Origin of the sequence: Sphingomonas sp. dw_22, from assembly GCF_018449795.1 — a bacterium.
In the GTDB taxonomy this organism is placed as follows: domain Bacteria; phylum Pseudomonadota; class Alphaproteobacteria; order Sphingomonadales; family Sphingomonadaceae; genus Sphingomonas.
The window spans coordinates 14,017-28,009 of sequence record NZ_JAAVVE010000051.1 but is presented as its reverse complement, the minus strand read 5'-3'; the positions used below and the strand labels follow the sequence as shown (position 1 = coordinate 28,009).

Below are 13,993 nucleotides of genomic sequence, written 5' to 3'. Positions count from 1 at the left end.
AACCGGTCGCCGCCGCCGAAGCCGCCGCGATCACCGAAACCGCCGCCGCCATAGCTGCTGTCGTCGCCACCAAAACCGTCGCGCTTGTCTCTGCCGCGCCCGCCGCGATCCCCACGGCGCCCTCTATCGAAACTCATGCCCTGTTCGTCTTCCCGGTTCGCCCTTGTACCAATCAAAACCCAAGCGCCGGACGAAAAACGCAGGTCTTCGAGCACTAAAATAACGCGCCTAGAATCGGTCATAACCCAAAAAGAGAGCGCGCGCGAACGAATTTCGTCTTGGTTGCGCCAATTGCAGCCGCGGGGTCTGTACCGCGCCGCTTGCGCCATACCGTGCCAACCGGCAGAGGAGGCGACATGGAAGCGATCCTGGAACTCATCACCAGTCCGGCAGCCTGGCTCGCGCTCGTCACGCTCATCGTGATGGAGGTGGTGCTCGGCATCGACAACCTGATCTTCATCTCGATCCTGTCGAACAAGCTGCCCGAGGATCAGCGCACCCGCGTCCGCCGGATCGGCATCAGCCTGGCGCTGGTGCTGCGAATCGTGCTGCTCTCCTCGCTGGTCTGGATCACCAAGCTCACCACCCCGGTCTTCGATCTCGGCATCAGCCTGCCGGGCGAGCATGGCGAACCGGCGATGGAGACCGCCTTCTCGGTCCGCGACCTGATCCTGATCGCCGGCGGCCTGTTCCTCGTCTGGAAGGCGACGACCGAGATCCACCACAATGTCGATCCCGAAGCCTCGGGCGAGACGCTCGACAAGAAGGGCAAGGCGATCTCGGGCTTCGGCGCGGCGATCGTCCAGATATTGCTGCTCGACATGGTTTTCTCGATCGATTCGATCCTGACCGCGGTCGGCATGTCGGACGATCTGCCGGTGATGGTCACCGCCGTCGTCGTCGCGGTCGGCGTGATGCTGTTCGCCGCCGATCCGCTGGCAAACTTCATCGCCCGCAACCCGACCGTGGTGATGCTCGCGCTCGGCTTCCTGCTGATGATCGGCGCGATCCTGATCGCGGACGGCTTCGGCGTGCATGTGCCCAAGGGCTATGTCTATTGCGCGATGGCCTTCTCGGCCGCGGTCGAGGCGCTCAACATCTGGGCGCGCAAGGCCCGTACCGGGCATGGCGGACCTTCCGACCATTGAGCCGCGCGGCGAACGCGGCTAGGCGAACCACATGACCGTCCATTTCCACGAAGAAGACCTGCCCGAGGGCGTGTTCGCGCCCGGCGCCTCGATCGCCGTCGATACCGAGACGATGGGCCTGATAACCCCGCGCGACCGGCTGTGCGTCGTCCAGCTTTCCGACGGTTCGGGCGACGAGCATCTCGTCCGCTTCGGACCGCACTCCAGCTACGACGCGCCGAACCTGCGCGCGGTGCTCGCCGATCCCGAGCGGCTGAAGCTCTATCATTTCGCCCGCTTCGACCTTGCGGCGATCCGCTTCTATCTCGGCGTCGTCGCCGCGCCGGTCTATTGTACCAAGACCGCGTCGCGACTGGTCCGCACCTATACCGACCGCCACGGCCTGAAGGATCTGGTGCGCGAGCTGCTCGGCGCCGAGATCTCGAAGCAGCAGCAGTCGTCGGACTGGGGCGGGCCGGAGCTTTCGGACGCGCAGAAGGACTATGCCGCATCGGACGTGCGCCATCTTCATGCGATGAAGACGGAACTCGACAAGCGTCTCGAGCGTGAAGGGCGCATGCCGCTGGCCCAAGCCTGTTTCGACTTCCTCCCCTGGCGCGCCGAGCTCGATCTCGCGGGCTGGCCGGAAGTCGATATCTTCGCGCATATCTGATCCCATGCTTGTCGGGCGCCCCCTCGCACCCCACAAAGGCACGCATGTCTGAAGTCGCCGCCCGATTGCGCACGCAGCGCCGCTCCTGGGCGCATCCGGGCAGCAGCCATGACCGCGTCGTCCGCCTGTCGCTGATCTTCCTGCCGCTCGGCATCGGCGTGCTGACGGCGTTCCTGGTGACGGCGCCCTTGTTCATGGGCGGCGACGTCAGCTTCGTGCTCGACAAGAACAAGGTGGCGATGGCCGAGGAGCGGCTGCGCATCGACGCGGCCGATTACCGCGGCGAGGATGCCAAGGGCCAGCCCTTCCAGCTCCATGCCGGCGAGGCGATCCAGAAGAGCTCGGCCGAGCCCGTCGTCCAGCTCCGCGATCTCTCCGCCCAGATCAAGCTGCCCGACGGCCCCGCCTCGCTGACCGCCGATCGCGGGCATTACAATATGGACACCGAACAGGTGGCGGTGGACGGCCCGCTCCGCTTCCAGACCGCGGACGGCTATACCCTCAACACCCGCGATTCGACCGTCGATCTCAAGACGCGGCGGATGGAAAGCGGCGGCGCGGTGACCGGCAACACGCCCAGCGGAACCTTCAGCGGCGACAAGCTGACCGCCGACCTGGAGCAACGGATCGTCCACCTCGACGGCAATGCGCGCTTGCGGATCGTCCCCAAGCGCGCGAATAGGCGCTGATGACCCGCAGCCTCGCCCTGTTTGCTCTGGTGCCGGCCCTGACGCTCGTCGCCGCCGTTCCCGCGGTCGCGCAGACGCGCCACGATTCGACCGCGCCGATCGATTTCGGCGCGACGCATATCGAGCTGCAGGACCGCGCCAACCGCGCGCTGCTGAGCGGCAACGTCGTCATCAAGCAGGCCGAGATGACGCTCACCGCCGCGCGCGTGACGGTGAGCTATACCGGACAGATCACCGAGGGCTCGCCCCAGGTCTCGCGGCTCGACGCGGCCGGCGGCGTCACGGTATCGCGCCCGGACCAGAATGCGCGCTCGCAATATGCGGTCTATGATCTCAACCGGCGGATCATCACGATGGTCGGCAGCGTGACGCTGCGCCAGGGGACGAACAACATCTCGGGCGGCCGGCTCTCGATCAATCTCGATACCGGCCGCGCGACGATCGACGGCTCCGGCGTCGGCGGATCGGCGGCGCCCGGCCAGCCGAGCGTGCAGAGCCAGGGCGGGCGCGTCACCGGCCGTTTCTCGGTTCCCAAGCGCCAGGGCGATGCCGCCCAGCCGGCGCCGGCGCCGAAACAATAGGGCCGATTTCCAACGCCGCGGCCCGCAAGCCCTTCCCTTGGCCGATTTTCTCATGCAGGAATCCTGCCAATCGGCTTGGGATAAATTGCCGGTATAAAGAGCCAGGTCGATGCAGGATGCTGCCATGAACGATGTCGCCACGTTCGAGATGCCCGTCGCCGATCCGGTGGCGCTGCCCGAGCTCGGGCTGGCGGTGGTCTCGATCGCCAAATCCTATGACAAGCGCGTGGTGCTGACCGACGTGTCCGTCTCGGTCGGCCGCGGCGAGGTGGTCGGCCTGCTCGGCCCGAACGGCGCGGGCAAGACAACCTGCTTCTATTCGGTGATGGGGCTGGTGAAGCCCGATTCGGGCCGGATCATGCTCGACGGCGAAGACATCACCAAGCTGCCGATGTACCGCCGCGCGATCCTGGGCCTGGGCTATCTGCCGCAGGAAACCTCGATCTTCCGGGGTCTTACGGTCGAGAAGAACATCCTCGCGGTGCTCGAACTGTCCGAGCCCGATCGCGACGCCCGCCAGACCCGGCTCGATACGCTGCTCGACGAATTCGGCCTCACCCGCCTCCGCGACGCGCCGGCGATGGCGCTGTCGGGCGGCGAGCGCCGCCGCGCCGAGATCGCCCGCGCGCTGGCCGCCGATCCGACGATCATGCTGCTCGACGAGCCGTTCGCGGGCATCGATCCGCTCTCGATCAGCGACATCCGCGATCTGATCGGCGAGCTGCAGAAGCGCGGCATCGGCGTGCTCATCACCGATCACAATGTCCGCGAGACGCTCGACATCGTCAATCGCGGCTACATCATCTATGACGGCCGCGTGCTCTTCGCCGGCTCGCCCGACGATCTCGTCCGCGACGAGAATGTCCGCCGTCTCTATCTGGGCGAGAGTTTCTCGCTGTGACCTTCGCTCACGGCACCGGCCGCGGCTAGCCCATGAGCCTCGCGCCTCGCCTCGATCTTCGGCAGTCGCAATCGCTGGTCATGACGCCGCAGCTCCAGCAGGCGATCAAGCTGCTGGCGCTGTCGAACCTCGAGATCGAGACCTTCATCGCCGAGGAGATCGAGAAGAACCCGCTGCTCGACGCCCAGAGCGGCGGCGGCGAGGACGTTCCCGATACGGCGTCCGAGCCGGAACCTGATTTCGATGCCGTCCGCGACGGGCCGGCCGACGCGCGCGAGCTGCTCACCAGCGGCGGCGAGGCGGCGGGCGAGGCCGCGCTCGACGTCGATTTCGCCGCCGAGACCTTCCACCATGACGGCCCCACCGATTCGATCGGCGGGCTCGACGGCGGCCTGGGCCTCACCGGTGCCAGTGGCGGCATGTCCGAGGACGGACCCGATCTCGACAATCTCGGCACTTCCGAGCTGAGCCTCGCCGATCACCTGATGGCACAGGCCGGCGCGACGATCGACGGCACCGACCTGTTCGTCGCTGCGCATCTGATCGACCAGATCGACGAGACCGGCTACCTCACCGTGCCGCTGCTCGAAGTCGCCAACCGGCTGGGCGTGCCGCTCGCCCGGGTCGAGGCGGTGCTGGCGGTGATCCAGACCTTCGATCCGACCGGCGTCGGCGCACGCAACCTGGCCGAGTGCATCGCGCTCCAGGCGAAGGAGGCAGACCGCTACGATCCGTGCATGGAGCGGCTGATCGACAATCTCGATCTCGTCGCGCGCGGCGACATGGCGCGGCTGCGGCGCATCTGCGAGGTGGACGACGAGGATCTGGCGGACATGATCCGCGAGCTGCGCGGTTACGATCCCAAGCCCGGCTGCCGCTATGGCGGCGAGCCGATGCGCGCCGTCACGCCCGACATCTTCGTGGCGCGCCGCGGCAGCGGCTGGGCGGTCGAGATCAACGCCGCCACCCTCCCCCGCCTGCTCGTCAACCGGGCCTATTATGCCGAGGTCTCCTCGGGCCCGCAGGACAAGACCAGCAAGGCCTGGCTGTCGGATATGCTCGCCAGCGCCAACTGGCTGGTCAAGGCGCTCGACCAGCGCCAGCGCACGATCATCAAGGTCGCCTCCGAGATCGTGAAGCAGCAGGAAGCCTTCTTCCTCAAGGGCGTCGCACACCTCAAGCCGATGACGCTGCGTCAGGTGGCCGAAGCGATCGAGATGCACGAATCGACCGTCAGCCGCGTCACCTCGAACAAATATCTGAGCTGCGCGCGCGGCCTCTATGAGCTCAAATATTTCTTCACCAGCGCGATCCAATCGTCCGATGGCGGCGACGCGGTCTCGGCCGAGGCGGTCAAGAGCGCGATAAAGGCGCTGATCCAGGCCGAGGATCCCAAGGCGATCCTGTCCGACGACACGCTGGTCGACATGCTGCGCGAGAAGGGCTTCGACATCGCACGGCGCACCGTCGCCAAATATCGCGAGGCGCTCGGCATCGGCAGTTCGGTCCAGCGCCGCCGGCAAAAGGCACTCGAAGGGGTCGGCTGATTCAGGATTTGGTAGGCGATTCGCGCTAACATGTGGATATGAGTGCCGAATATTCGATCGCAGTCGATCCTTCGCGCGACCTCGTCCGCATCCGGATGAGCGGCTTCTTCACGCATGCCGATATCGAGGGCTTCCTCGCCGCCCGTAACGAGGCGCACGCCCAGCTCACCTGTCGGCCCAATGCGCACCTGACGCTGAACGATATCCGCGCGATGCTTGCCGCGCCCGACTATCGCTCGCGCCGCCTGGCCTTCATCGTCTCCTCGACGCTGGCGCGCAGCCAGCTCGGCCGGGCGCTCGCCGAGCGCGACGCACGCTGCTTCGAGGAGCCGGAAGCCGCCGAACGCTGGCTGCTCACCGGCCGGGATGAAACCCAGGCCGCCTGACCACCGGCCCTGCGAAGCGTCTCAATCGTCTTCATCCTCATAGCCCGCAAGGTCGAGCGCTCGCGCCTTGATCTGCCGCGTGCGGCACCAATGGACCAGCGCATCCTCGCGGCCATGCGTCACCCACACCTCGCGCGGCTCGATCTCCGCGATCGTCCGGGTCAGCTCGTCCCAGTCGGCATGGTCGGAAAGGATCAGCGGCAGCTCGACATTGCGCTGCCGCGCCCGCTGGCGCACCCGCATCCAGCCCGAGGCCATCGCGGTGATCGGATCGGGCAGCCGCCGCGACCAGCGATCGTTGAGCGCGCCCGGCGGGCACAGGACGATGCGCCCCGCCAGCTCGGCCTTGGCGGCCCCGGTCGCCGGCCGCAGCTCGCCCAGATCGACGCCCAGCTCGACATAGAGGTCGCACAGCCGCTGGAGCGCGCCATGGAGGTAGATCGGATCATCGAACCCCATCACGCGCAGCTCGCGGATCACCCGCTGCGCCTTGCCCAGCGCATAGACGCCGACCAGCACGCAGCGCGCCGGATTGGCCCGTAGCGCCGTCAGCAGCTTGTCGAGTTCGTCATGCGTCTCGGGATGACGGAACACCGGCAGGCCGAACGTCGCCTCGGTGACGAAGACGTCGCAGGGCACCGGCTCGAACGGCGCACAGGTGGGATCCTCGCGGCGCTTGTAGTCGCCCGAGACGACGATCCGCTCGCCGCGATGCTCGAGCACGACCTGCGCCGATCCCAGCACATGTCCCGCCGGCACGAAGCGGACATCGACGCCGCCCAAGGTCAGCCCTTCGCCATAGCCGACCGGCCGCCCGTTCTGCGGTCCATAGCGCGCTTCCATGATCGCCAGCGTCTCCGCCGTCGCCCATACCTTGCCATGCCCGCCCCGGGCGTGATCGGCATGGCCATGGGTGATGAGCGCGCGCGGCACCGGCCGGCTCGGGTCGATCCAGGCGTCCGCCGCGGGCACGTAGATCCCGGAGGGTTGCGGATCGATCCAGTCGCCGAGCTTCGCCATCATGCCTATATGGTTGCGATGCCCGCCGGTTCCCAGCTTCCCCGACAGCTCGAAGACTGGTTCGCCTCGCGCGGCTGGCAGCCCCGCCGCCACCAGCGTGACATGCTCGCGGCGGCGCGGGCGGGAAACCACGCGCTGCTGGTCGCCCCCACCGGCGCCGGCAAGACGCTGGCCGGCTTCCTGCCCACGCTTGCGGAGCTGATCGAGGCGCCGACCAATCGTCTCCACACGCTCTACATTTCCCCGCTCAAGGCGCTTGCGGTCGACGTCCAGCGCAACCTGCTCACTCCCATCGAGGAGATGGGCCTGCCCATCCGTGTCGAGACGCGGACCGGCGACACGCCGCACGAGCGCAAGCTGCGCCAGCGCGCCCGCCCGCCCGAGATCCTGCTGACCACCCCCGAATCGCTCAGCCTGCTGCTGTCCTACGAAGACAGCCTGACGATGTTCGCCGATCTCAAGACCGTGGTGATCGACGAAGTCCATGCCTTCGCCACCGGCAAGCGTGGCGATCTGCTCGCCCTCGCCCTCTCGCGACTCCAGCGCTTCGCTCCGGGCCTGCGCCGCGTCGCGCTCTCCGCCACCGTCGCCGATCCGGACGGCTATCGCGCCTGGCTCGCGCCGCATGGCGATATCGACAGCGTCGCGCTGGTCCAGGGCGAGAAGGGCGCCGATCCCGACATCGCGATCCTGCTGCCCGAAGGCAGCGTCCCCTGGGCGGGCCATTCGGGCACTTATGCGATCCCCCAGGTGATGGCGGAGATCGAGACGCACCGCACGACGATCGTCTTCTGCAACACCCGCGGGCTGGCCGAGCTGATCTTCCAGCAATTGTGGAAGGTGAACGAGCAGAAGCTGCCGATCGGCGTCCATCACGGCAGCCTGAGCCTGGAGGCGCGCCGCCGTGCCGAGCAGGCGATGGCCGACGGAAAGCTCCGCGCGCTGGTGGCAACCGCCAGCCTCGATCTCGGCGTCGATTGGGGCGATGTCGATTGCGTGATCCAGATGGGCGCGCCCAAGGGATCGTCACGCCTGCTCCAGCGGATCGGCCGCGCCAACCACCGGCTCGACGAGTCGAGCGAGGCAGTGCTCGTGCCCGGCAACCGCTTCGAATATCTGGAGGCGCGCGCCGCGCTCGACGCGGTCGAGCAGGGCGAGCTCGATCCCGACATCTTCCGCCCCGGCACGCTCGACGTGCTGGCCCAGCATATCATGGCCTGCGCCTGCGCCGCACCGTTCGAAGCAAACGAAATGCTGCAGGAGGTCCGCGCAGCATTGCCCTATTCGGCGCTGGAGCAGGACATTTTCGACCGCGTCCTCGGCTTCATCGCCGACGGTGGCTATTCGCTGCGCGCCTATGACAAGTTCAAGCGGCTGACGCTGGGCCGCGACGGCCTGTGGCGCGTCACCACTCCTGCCTTTGTTGCGCAGCATCGGCTCAATGCCGGCATCATCGTCGAATCGCCGATGCTGGAGGTACGCTTCAAGAACGGCCGCCGCCTGGGCAGGATCGAGGAAGGGTTCGGCAGCACCTTGTCGCCCGGCGACACGTTCTTCTTCGCCGGGCTCGCGCTCGAGGTGGAGCGCGTCGAGACGACCGACCTGATCGTCCGCGCTACCTCCAAACAGGCGCGCTTCGTGTCCTATATGGGCGCACGGCTGGCGATCACCGCCACGCTGGCGAACCGCGTGCGGGCGTTCCTGCACGACCGCAGCCAGTGGCATCGCTTCCCCGACGACGTCCGCGAATGGCTGGAGGTGCAAGCCTGTCGCTCCGCCCTCCCCGCCCCCGGCCAGCTCCTGGTCGAGACCTTCCCGCATGAGGGCCGCCACCACATGGTCGCCTACAGCTTCGAGGGGTGGAACGCGCATCAGTCGCTCGGCATGCTCATCACCCGCCGCATGGAGGCGATGGGGCTCAAGCCGCTGGGCTTCGTCGCCAACGACTATGCACTCGCGGTCTATGGGCTGGAGAAGATCGCAGACCCGCGCCCGCTCTTCTCGCCCGACATATTGGAGCATGAGTTCGTCGACTGGGTGCAGCAATCGGCGCTGCTCAAGCGTGCCTTCCGCGAAGTGGCGATCATCGGCGGGCTGGTCGAGCGCCAGCATCCCGGCAGGAAGAAGACCGGCCGCCAGGTCACCTTCTCGACCGACCTGATCTACGACGTGCTGCGCAAATACGAGCCCGACCACCTGCTGCTGCACGCCGCCTGGGCCGATGCCCGTGCCCGCATGACCGATGTCGGCCGCCTCGCCCATCTGCTCGATACCGCCGCCGACACGATGCTCCATGTCGACCTGCCGCGCGTCAGCCCGCTGGCGGTGCCCGTGCTCATCATGATCGGCCGCGAAACCGTCGCCCAGGGGACCGCAGACGACGCGCTGCTGCTCGAAGCGGAGAGCATCGCGGCGGAGGCGATGCGCCTCGACTGAATTATGTTTCCGCCAGATTGCTGCGCAGCATGGATAGGTATAGGCTGCCGTGCATGGCTGGAGTCTGGTATCCGCTACTGCTCCTCTTGCTGCCGCTAGGTTCAGCCGGCGACGGACGCGACCCGCCGCCACAGGATCCCGAGCTGATCGCGTCCGACCTCCACATCGACACGACGATGCTCATCCTGGGCCAGGCCGATTCGCGGCTTACCGTTCCCGTCGCCGTGGGCGGCAAGGGCTCGTATGATTTCATCATCGACACCGGGGCCGAGCGCACCGTGGTCTCGCGCGAACTCGCGGGCATGCTGCGGCTGAACGCGGGGGTTCCCGTGACGATCACTTCGATGACCGGCCGCGCGCTCGTCAACACGGTCGTCGTCCCCGATCTGGCGATCAAGTCGATCGGCCAGCTCCACACCGTGATCGCTCCCGCGCTCGAAGCGCGCAATCTCGGCGCCGCCGGGCTGCTCGGCATCGATACGCTCAGCAGCCATCAGGTCATCATCGATTTCGAGAAGGGCACCATGGCGGTGCGGCCCAGTGAGAAGCGCAAGAAATACACGCGGCGCCGGGACGACGAGATCGTCGTCACCGCCAAGAGCCTGTTCGGCCAGCTGATCGTCACCGACGCCTATTATGGCAGCACCCGCATCCAGGTGGTGCTCGACACCGGATCGCAGGTGACGATGGGCAACAGCGCGCTGCGCAAGCGTATCGGGCGCCGGGCGGGCAAGACCAAACCGATCCAGCTTACCAGCGTGACGGGCGACCGGACGAGCGCCGATTATGCCTTCGTTCCCGACATCAAGGTGGGCGAAGTCGCATTCGGGTCGATGCCGATCGCATTCGCCGATGTCGCCCCGTTCGAACGGTTCGGCCTCATCAAGCGGCCGGCGCTGCTGCTCGGCATGGACGCGCTGCGCAGCTTCCGCCGAGTCGATATCGATTTCCCGAATCGGCAGGTGCGCTTCCTGATGCCCAAGGGAACGCCCGTAACCCTGCCGCAATGGAGTTCGCCGCTTCTGCCGGGCGTCCGGGGCGGATCGTCCACCAAGACTTTGTGAAGCCGGATTGACTTTGCCCGCCCGGCATTGCTTGGGCAAACGCGATGACCAGCCTCTCCCGCGCCACGCTCGCTTCGCTGCCCGCCGCCATCGCCCGGCCGGCCCGTGACCTCCAGTCGATCCGCACCGGCATCGTCCATTTCGGCCCCGGCGCGTTCCACCGCGCGCACCAGGCCGCCTATGTCGATCGCGTGCTCGAAACCGATCCCCGCTGGGGCATCGCCGCGGTCTCGCTGCGCAGCCCGGGCACGGTCGATGCGCTGAAGGCGCAGGACGGGCTCTACACGCTGGCGGTGATCGATCGCGAGCCGTCGATGCGCATCCTCGCTGCCCATTCCGACGCGATCGGGCCCGGCGAAGGTGCAAAGCTGCGCACGCTGCTCGCCGATCCGGCCGTGCGGATCGCCACCAGCACCGTCACCGAGAAGGGCTATTGCCTGACCGGCGAAGGCACGCTCGATCTGGCGCATTCCGACATCGTCCACGATCTCCAGCGCCCCGCCGAGCCCCGCAGCGTGATCGGCTGGATCGTCGCCGGCCTCGCCGATCGCCATGCCGCGGGCACCGCGCCCTTTGCGATGCTGTGCTGCGACAACATGACCGGCAATGGCGGCAAGCTCCGCGCCGCCTGCGCCGCGCTCGCCCGTGAACAGGATCCGGCCCTGGCCGCCTGGATCGAGGCCGAGGTCGCCTTCCCCGATTCGATGGTCGATTCGATCACCCCGGCGAGCGATCCCGCCTTCCTCACCCAGGTTGCGCAGGCGCTGCATGTGCAGGACAAGGCCGCCGTGCAGCGTGAGAGCTTCACGCAGTGGGTGCTCCAGCGCTTCGACATGGCGGACGGCCCGGACCTCGGCTCGGCCGGCGTCACGCTCACCAACGACGTTCGCGGATACGAGCAGGCCAAGCTGCGCATCCTCAACGGCGCCCACTCCAGCCTCGCCTATATCGGCCTGCATCTGGGGCTGGAGACGGTGTTCGAGGCGATGTCCGATCCCGCGCTCGAGCATTTCGTCTCGCGGCTGATGCATTACGACATCGCCGCCTCGCTCAAGCCGGTCGAGGGGCTCGACGTCGCCGGCTATGCCGATGCGGTGCTCGACCGCTTCCGCAACCCCGCGATCCGGCATCTGCTGAGCCAGATCGCCTGGGACGGCTCGCAGAAGCTGCCCTATCGCCTGCTCGACACGGTGCAGGATGCGCTCGACCATGACCGCAACATCGAGCGGCTGGCGGTTCCCGTCGCCGCCTGGATCGCCTTCGTCCGCCGCAAGGCGCAGGCGCAGGAGAAGATCACCGATCCGCTCGCCGAGACGCTGGCGGCCGCCGCGACCGGCAGCGATGTCGCCGCGGCGATGCTGGGCCTGCGCCAGATATTCCCCGAGCGGCTCGCCACCGATCCGCGCTTCCGCCATGCGGTCGCCGATGCGCTGGTGCAGTTCCTCGACGGCCATATCGAGGGGCTGCTGGCCCGCTGAGCAAGCCGCGCCGTTGGCGGTTGACCAAGTTTACCCCGCGACGGGGGTAAATGTCCGCCTTCCCAGAGGCACGGCGCCGTGACGCGGCGGGAACGCGACAGGCGCGTCACACCTGCGCGGCATCGAGGCGACGGCGATGCGCCGCTGACGCGACACCCATGCGGCTGCGGCGCGGCATTCGGGCGACAGTGACGCGCGCAAGCGGCGTCCGGACCGGTCTGGCCTGCGCATATTCAAGTTTCAAAGAGCGGTGCCGCCGAGGCAAGGGCACCACAGCCAAGCGCATGAAATCCTACATTGCAAGCGCGTGGCGGAAGCGGATCTAAATCCCTCTCCCCTCCGGGGAGAGGGTGGCGAGCGGGGCGAAGCCGGGAGAGGGGGCAGGAGCCGCGCATTCACCGCACTTGCCCCTCTCCCCGGCCAGCATCGGGTCAACAGCCCCCCGCGCTGTTGAGGCCATGCCGGGGGCATGGCCGACCCGCTGCTCCCCGGAGGGGAGAGGGAGAAGAAGCTGGCCCCCCCCCGAACCGAAACCTACAGCGCCTGCGCTTTTCCGTCCTGCCAGACATGGCTGCAGAGCTGCGCCTCGGGCGTGTCGTCGGCTTCCAGCGCGGCGACGGTGACCCAGCCCTCGGCGCGGAGCCTGGCGCCGAGATCCGCCGGCGTGCCGAGCGGCAGGAACAGCCGCCGACGCGCATCGGCGCCGACCCCGGCATCGAGGATCGGATCGGCGTAGAGCGAGAAGCCGACCGCCGGCTCCTCGCGCCCGCCGTCATGGACGATCGTGTAGCTGCCGCCACGCCCGATCTCGCCGCGGATCGCGGTGGAGAAGAAGGAGAAGCCCAGCCAGCTCTGGAATTCGAAGCCGTGCCGCTCGGTGGGATCGAGCGTCAGCGCCGCCTGGCCCTGGATGCTGGCGGCGATCTCGGCCAGCCCGTCGAGCCGGCTGCCCAGCGCCTTGCCCGCGTCGATCGCGCGCAGGCGGGCCATCGCCGCGTCGAACGGCCCCGCCGCCTCGATCAGCGGCAGGTAGCGCGGGTCGATCGCCGCGACGCCGCCGGCATCCTTGGCATCGAGCCGCTCGCGGAGCTGCGCCAGCGTCTCGGCATCCAGACTGTCGCCCGCCAGCGTGTCGGCCAGATCGGGCAGGGTGAAATCCACCGCGAGGCCGGTGACGCCCGCCGCCCGCAGCGCCTCGATCGCGACGCGCACCACTTCGCTGGCCGCCGCGACGGTATCGAGCCCGATCAGCTCGCAGCCCATCTGCCGCATCGAACGCTGCGGATTGAGCGCGGAGGCGCTCAGCTTCATCACCGGCCCGGCATAGGAAAGCCGCAGCGGGCGCGGATGGTGCCCCATGCGCGTCACCGCGATGCGGCCGACCTGCGCGGTCAGATCCGGCCGGATCGCCAGCGTGCGCTGCGAGACGGGATCGACGAAGCGCACCGCATCGCGCAGCCCCCCCGCCTTGAGCCGGCTGCCGAGTTCGTCGGCGAATTCGGCCAGCGGCGGATCGACCTGCTCATAGCCGTAGAGCCGCGCAACGCCGAGCACGCGCCCCTCCAGCCGCGTGGCGGCATCGGCCGCGGGCGGCAGGCGATCGTGGAAACCCTCGGGGAGGAGACCGGTCATGATGCCTCCGGGGAGAAGGTCGGGAGAGGGACGGCCGCAAGTGCGACGCCGATGGCGTGCGCAACGCCTTCCAGATTGCTGCCCACTTCGTAGTTCGTGAACCGGATCACCCGATACCCCTGCCGTTCCAGCCATGTCGTTCGCCGGGCATCTTTGGTTTCGCCCAACGCATGCGTGTCGCCGTCGATCTCGACAATCAGCTTGCGGGACCGCGCGACGAAATCGGCGATATACGGCGCGATCACGACCTGGCGAGCGAATTTCACGCTTTCGAACTGCTTGGCGCGGAGGATTCGCCAGACGGCGGCTTCGGTTGGGGTGGGGTTGGCGCGCATCTGCTTGGCGCGCGCGAGCAACTTTTCATCGACCTTCGGCATTGCCGGACTGCCCCTCTCCCAACCCTCTCCCCGGAGGGGAGAGGGCTATAGCCTAGTTGCGAGGTTCTGGCACACAACTCCC

Annotated in this window: 13 protein-coding genes and 1 pseudogene; 11 read left to right on the top strand and 3 right to left on the bottom strand. The window is 67.8% G+C overall.

What is annotated here, in order from left to right; all coding sequences use genetic code 11:
• The 8 genes and pseudogenes from HB724_RS20630 to HB724_RS17630 all read left to right on the top strand — a co-directional run.
• A pseudogene (locus tag HB724_RS20630) lies at window positions 1-218 on the top strand (hypothetical protein); the annotation flags it as partial.
• A gap of 138 nt (window positions 219-356) precedes the next feature.
• Window positions 357-1,148 (top strand): TerC family protein, encoded by a 792-nt coding sequence (locus tag HB724_RS17660; RefSeq protein WP_213982262.1) that lies wholly within the window; start codon window positions 357-359, stop codon window positions 1,146-1,148.
• Between the two features lie 31 nt (window positions 1,149-1,179).
• Complete coding sequence (locus tag HB724_RS17655; RefSeq protein ID WP_213982261.1) at window positions 1,180-1,800, top strand: ribonuclease D; 621 nt, start codon at window positions 1,180-1,182, stop codon at window positions 1,798-1,800.
• Window positions 1,801-1,844: 44 nt separating this feature from the next.
• On the top strand, window positions 1,845-2,489 hold the full coding sequence (gene lptC / locus HB724_RS17650; RefSeq protein ID WP_213982260.1) for an LPS export ABC transporter periplasmic protein LptC: 645 nt from the start codon (window positions 1,845-1,847) through the stop codon (window positions 2,487-2,489).
• Window positions 2,489-3,070 (top strand): LptA/OstA family protein, encoded by a 582-nt coding sequence (locus HB724_RS17645; protein ID WP_213982259.1) that lies wholly within the window; start codon window positions 2,489-2,491, stop codon window positions 3,068-3,070. The genes lptC and HB724_RS17645 overlap by 1 nt, the downstream gene beginning before the upstream one ends.
• 124 nt (window positions 3,071-3,194) lie before the next feature.
• Window positions 3,195-3,971, top strand: coding sequence for an LPS export ABC transporter ATP-binding protein (gene lptB, locus HB724_RS17640; RefSeq protein ID WP_213982258.1), 777 nt, complete (start codon window positions 3,195-3,197; stop codon window positions 3,969-3,971).
• 32 nt (window positions 3,972-4,003) lie between these two features.
• The gene (gene rpoN / locus HB724_RS17635) at window positions 4,004-5,518 is read left to right on the top strand and encodes an RNA polymerase factor sigma-54 (protein ID WP_213982257.1); all 1,515 of its coding nucleotides are present in this window, start codon (window positions 4,004-4,006) and stop codon (window positions 5,516-5,518) included.
• A 38-nt stretch (window positions 5,519-5,556) separates the two neighbouring features.
• Window positions 5,557-5,904, top strand: coding sequence for a hypothetical protein (locus HB724_RS17630; RefSeq protein WP_213982256.1), 348 nt, complete (start codon window positions 5,557-5,559; stop codon window positions 5,902-5,904).
• Window positions 5,905-5,925: 21 nt separating this feature from the next.
• On the opposite strand, the gene HB724_RS17625 is transcribed toward HB724_RS17630, so the two are convergent.
• Window positions 5,926-6,924, bottom strand: a complete 999-nt coding sequence (locus HB724_RS17625; RefSeq protein ID WP_213982255.1) for a ligase-associated DNA damage response exonuclease — start codon at window positions 6,922-6,924, stop codon at window positions 5,926-5,928.
• A gap of 18 nt (window positions 6,925-6,942) precedes the next feature.
• Between HB724_RS17625 and HB724_RS17620 the strand changes: the two genes are divergently transcribed.
• Genes HB724_RS17620 through HB724_RS17610 form a run of 3 tightly spaced genes read left to right on the top strand, consistent with a single transcriptional unit; the run spans window position 6,943 to window position 11,902 of the window.
• A complete protein-coding gene (locus tag HB724_RS17620) occupies window positions 6,943-9,360 on the top strand; it encodes a ligase-associated DNA damage response DEXH box helicase (protein WP_213982254.1) in 2,418 nt (805 codons plus the stop codon).
• Between the two features lie 53 nt (window positions 9,361-9,413).
• A complete protein-coding gene (locus tag HB724_RS17615; RefSeq protein WP_213982253.1) occupies window positions 9,414-10,424 on the top strand; it encodes a retroviral-like aspartic protease family protein in 1,011 nt (336 codons plus the stop codon).
• A 44-nt stretch (window positions 10,425-10,468) separates the two neighbouring features.
• Window positions 10,469-11,902, top strand: coding sequence for a mannitol dehydrogenase family protein (locus HB724_RS17610; RefSeq protein WP_213982252.1), 1,434 nt, complete (start codon window positions 10,469-10,471; stop codon window positions 11,900-11,902).
• Between the two features lie 534 nt (window positions 11,903-12,436).
• Here HB724_RS17610 and HB724_RS17605 read toward each other — a convergent pair.
• Window positions 12,437-13,534, bottom strand: coding sequence for an ATP phosphoribosyltransferase regulatory subunit (locus tag HB724_RS17605; protein ID WP_213982251.1), 1,098 nt, complete (start codon window positions 13,532-13,534; stop codon window positions 12,437-12,439).
• A complete protein-coding gene (locus tag HB724_RS17600; protein WP_213982250.1) occupies window positions 13,531-13,911 on the bottom strand; it encodes a DUF559 domain-containing protein in 381 nt (126 codons plus the stop codon). The genes HB724_RS17605 and HB724_RS17600 overlap by 4 nt, the downstream gene beginning before the upstream one ends.
• Between the last annotated feature and the right edge of the window lie 82 nt (window positions 13,912-13,993).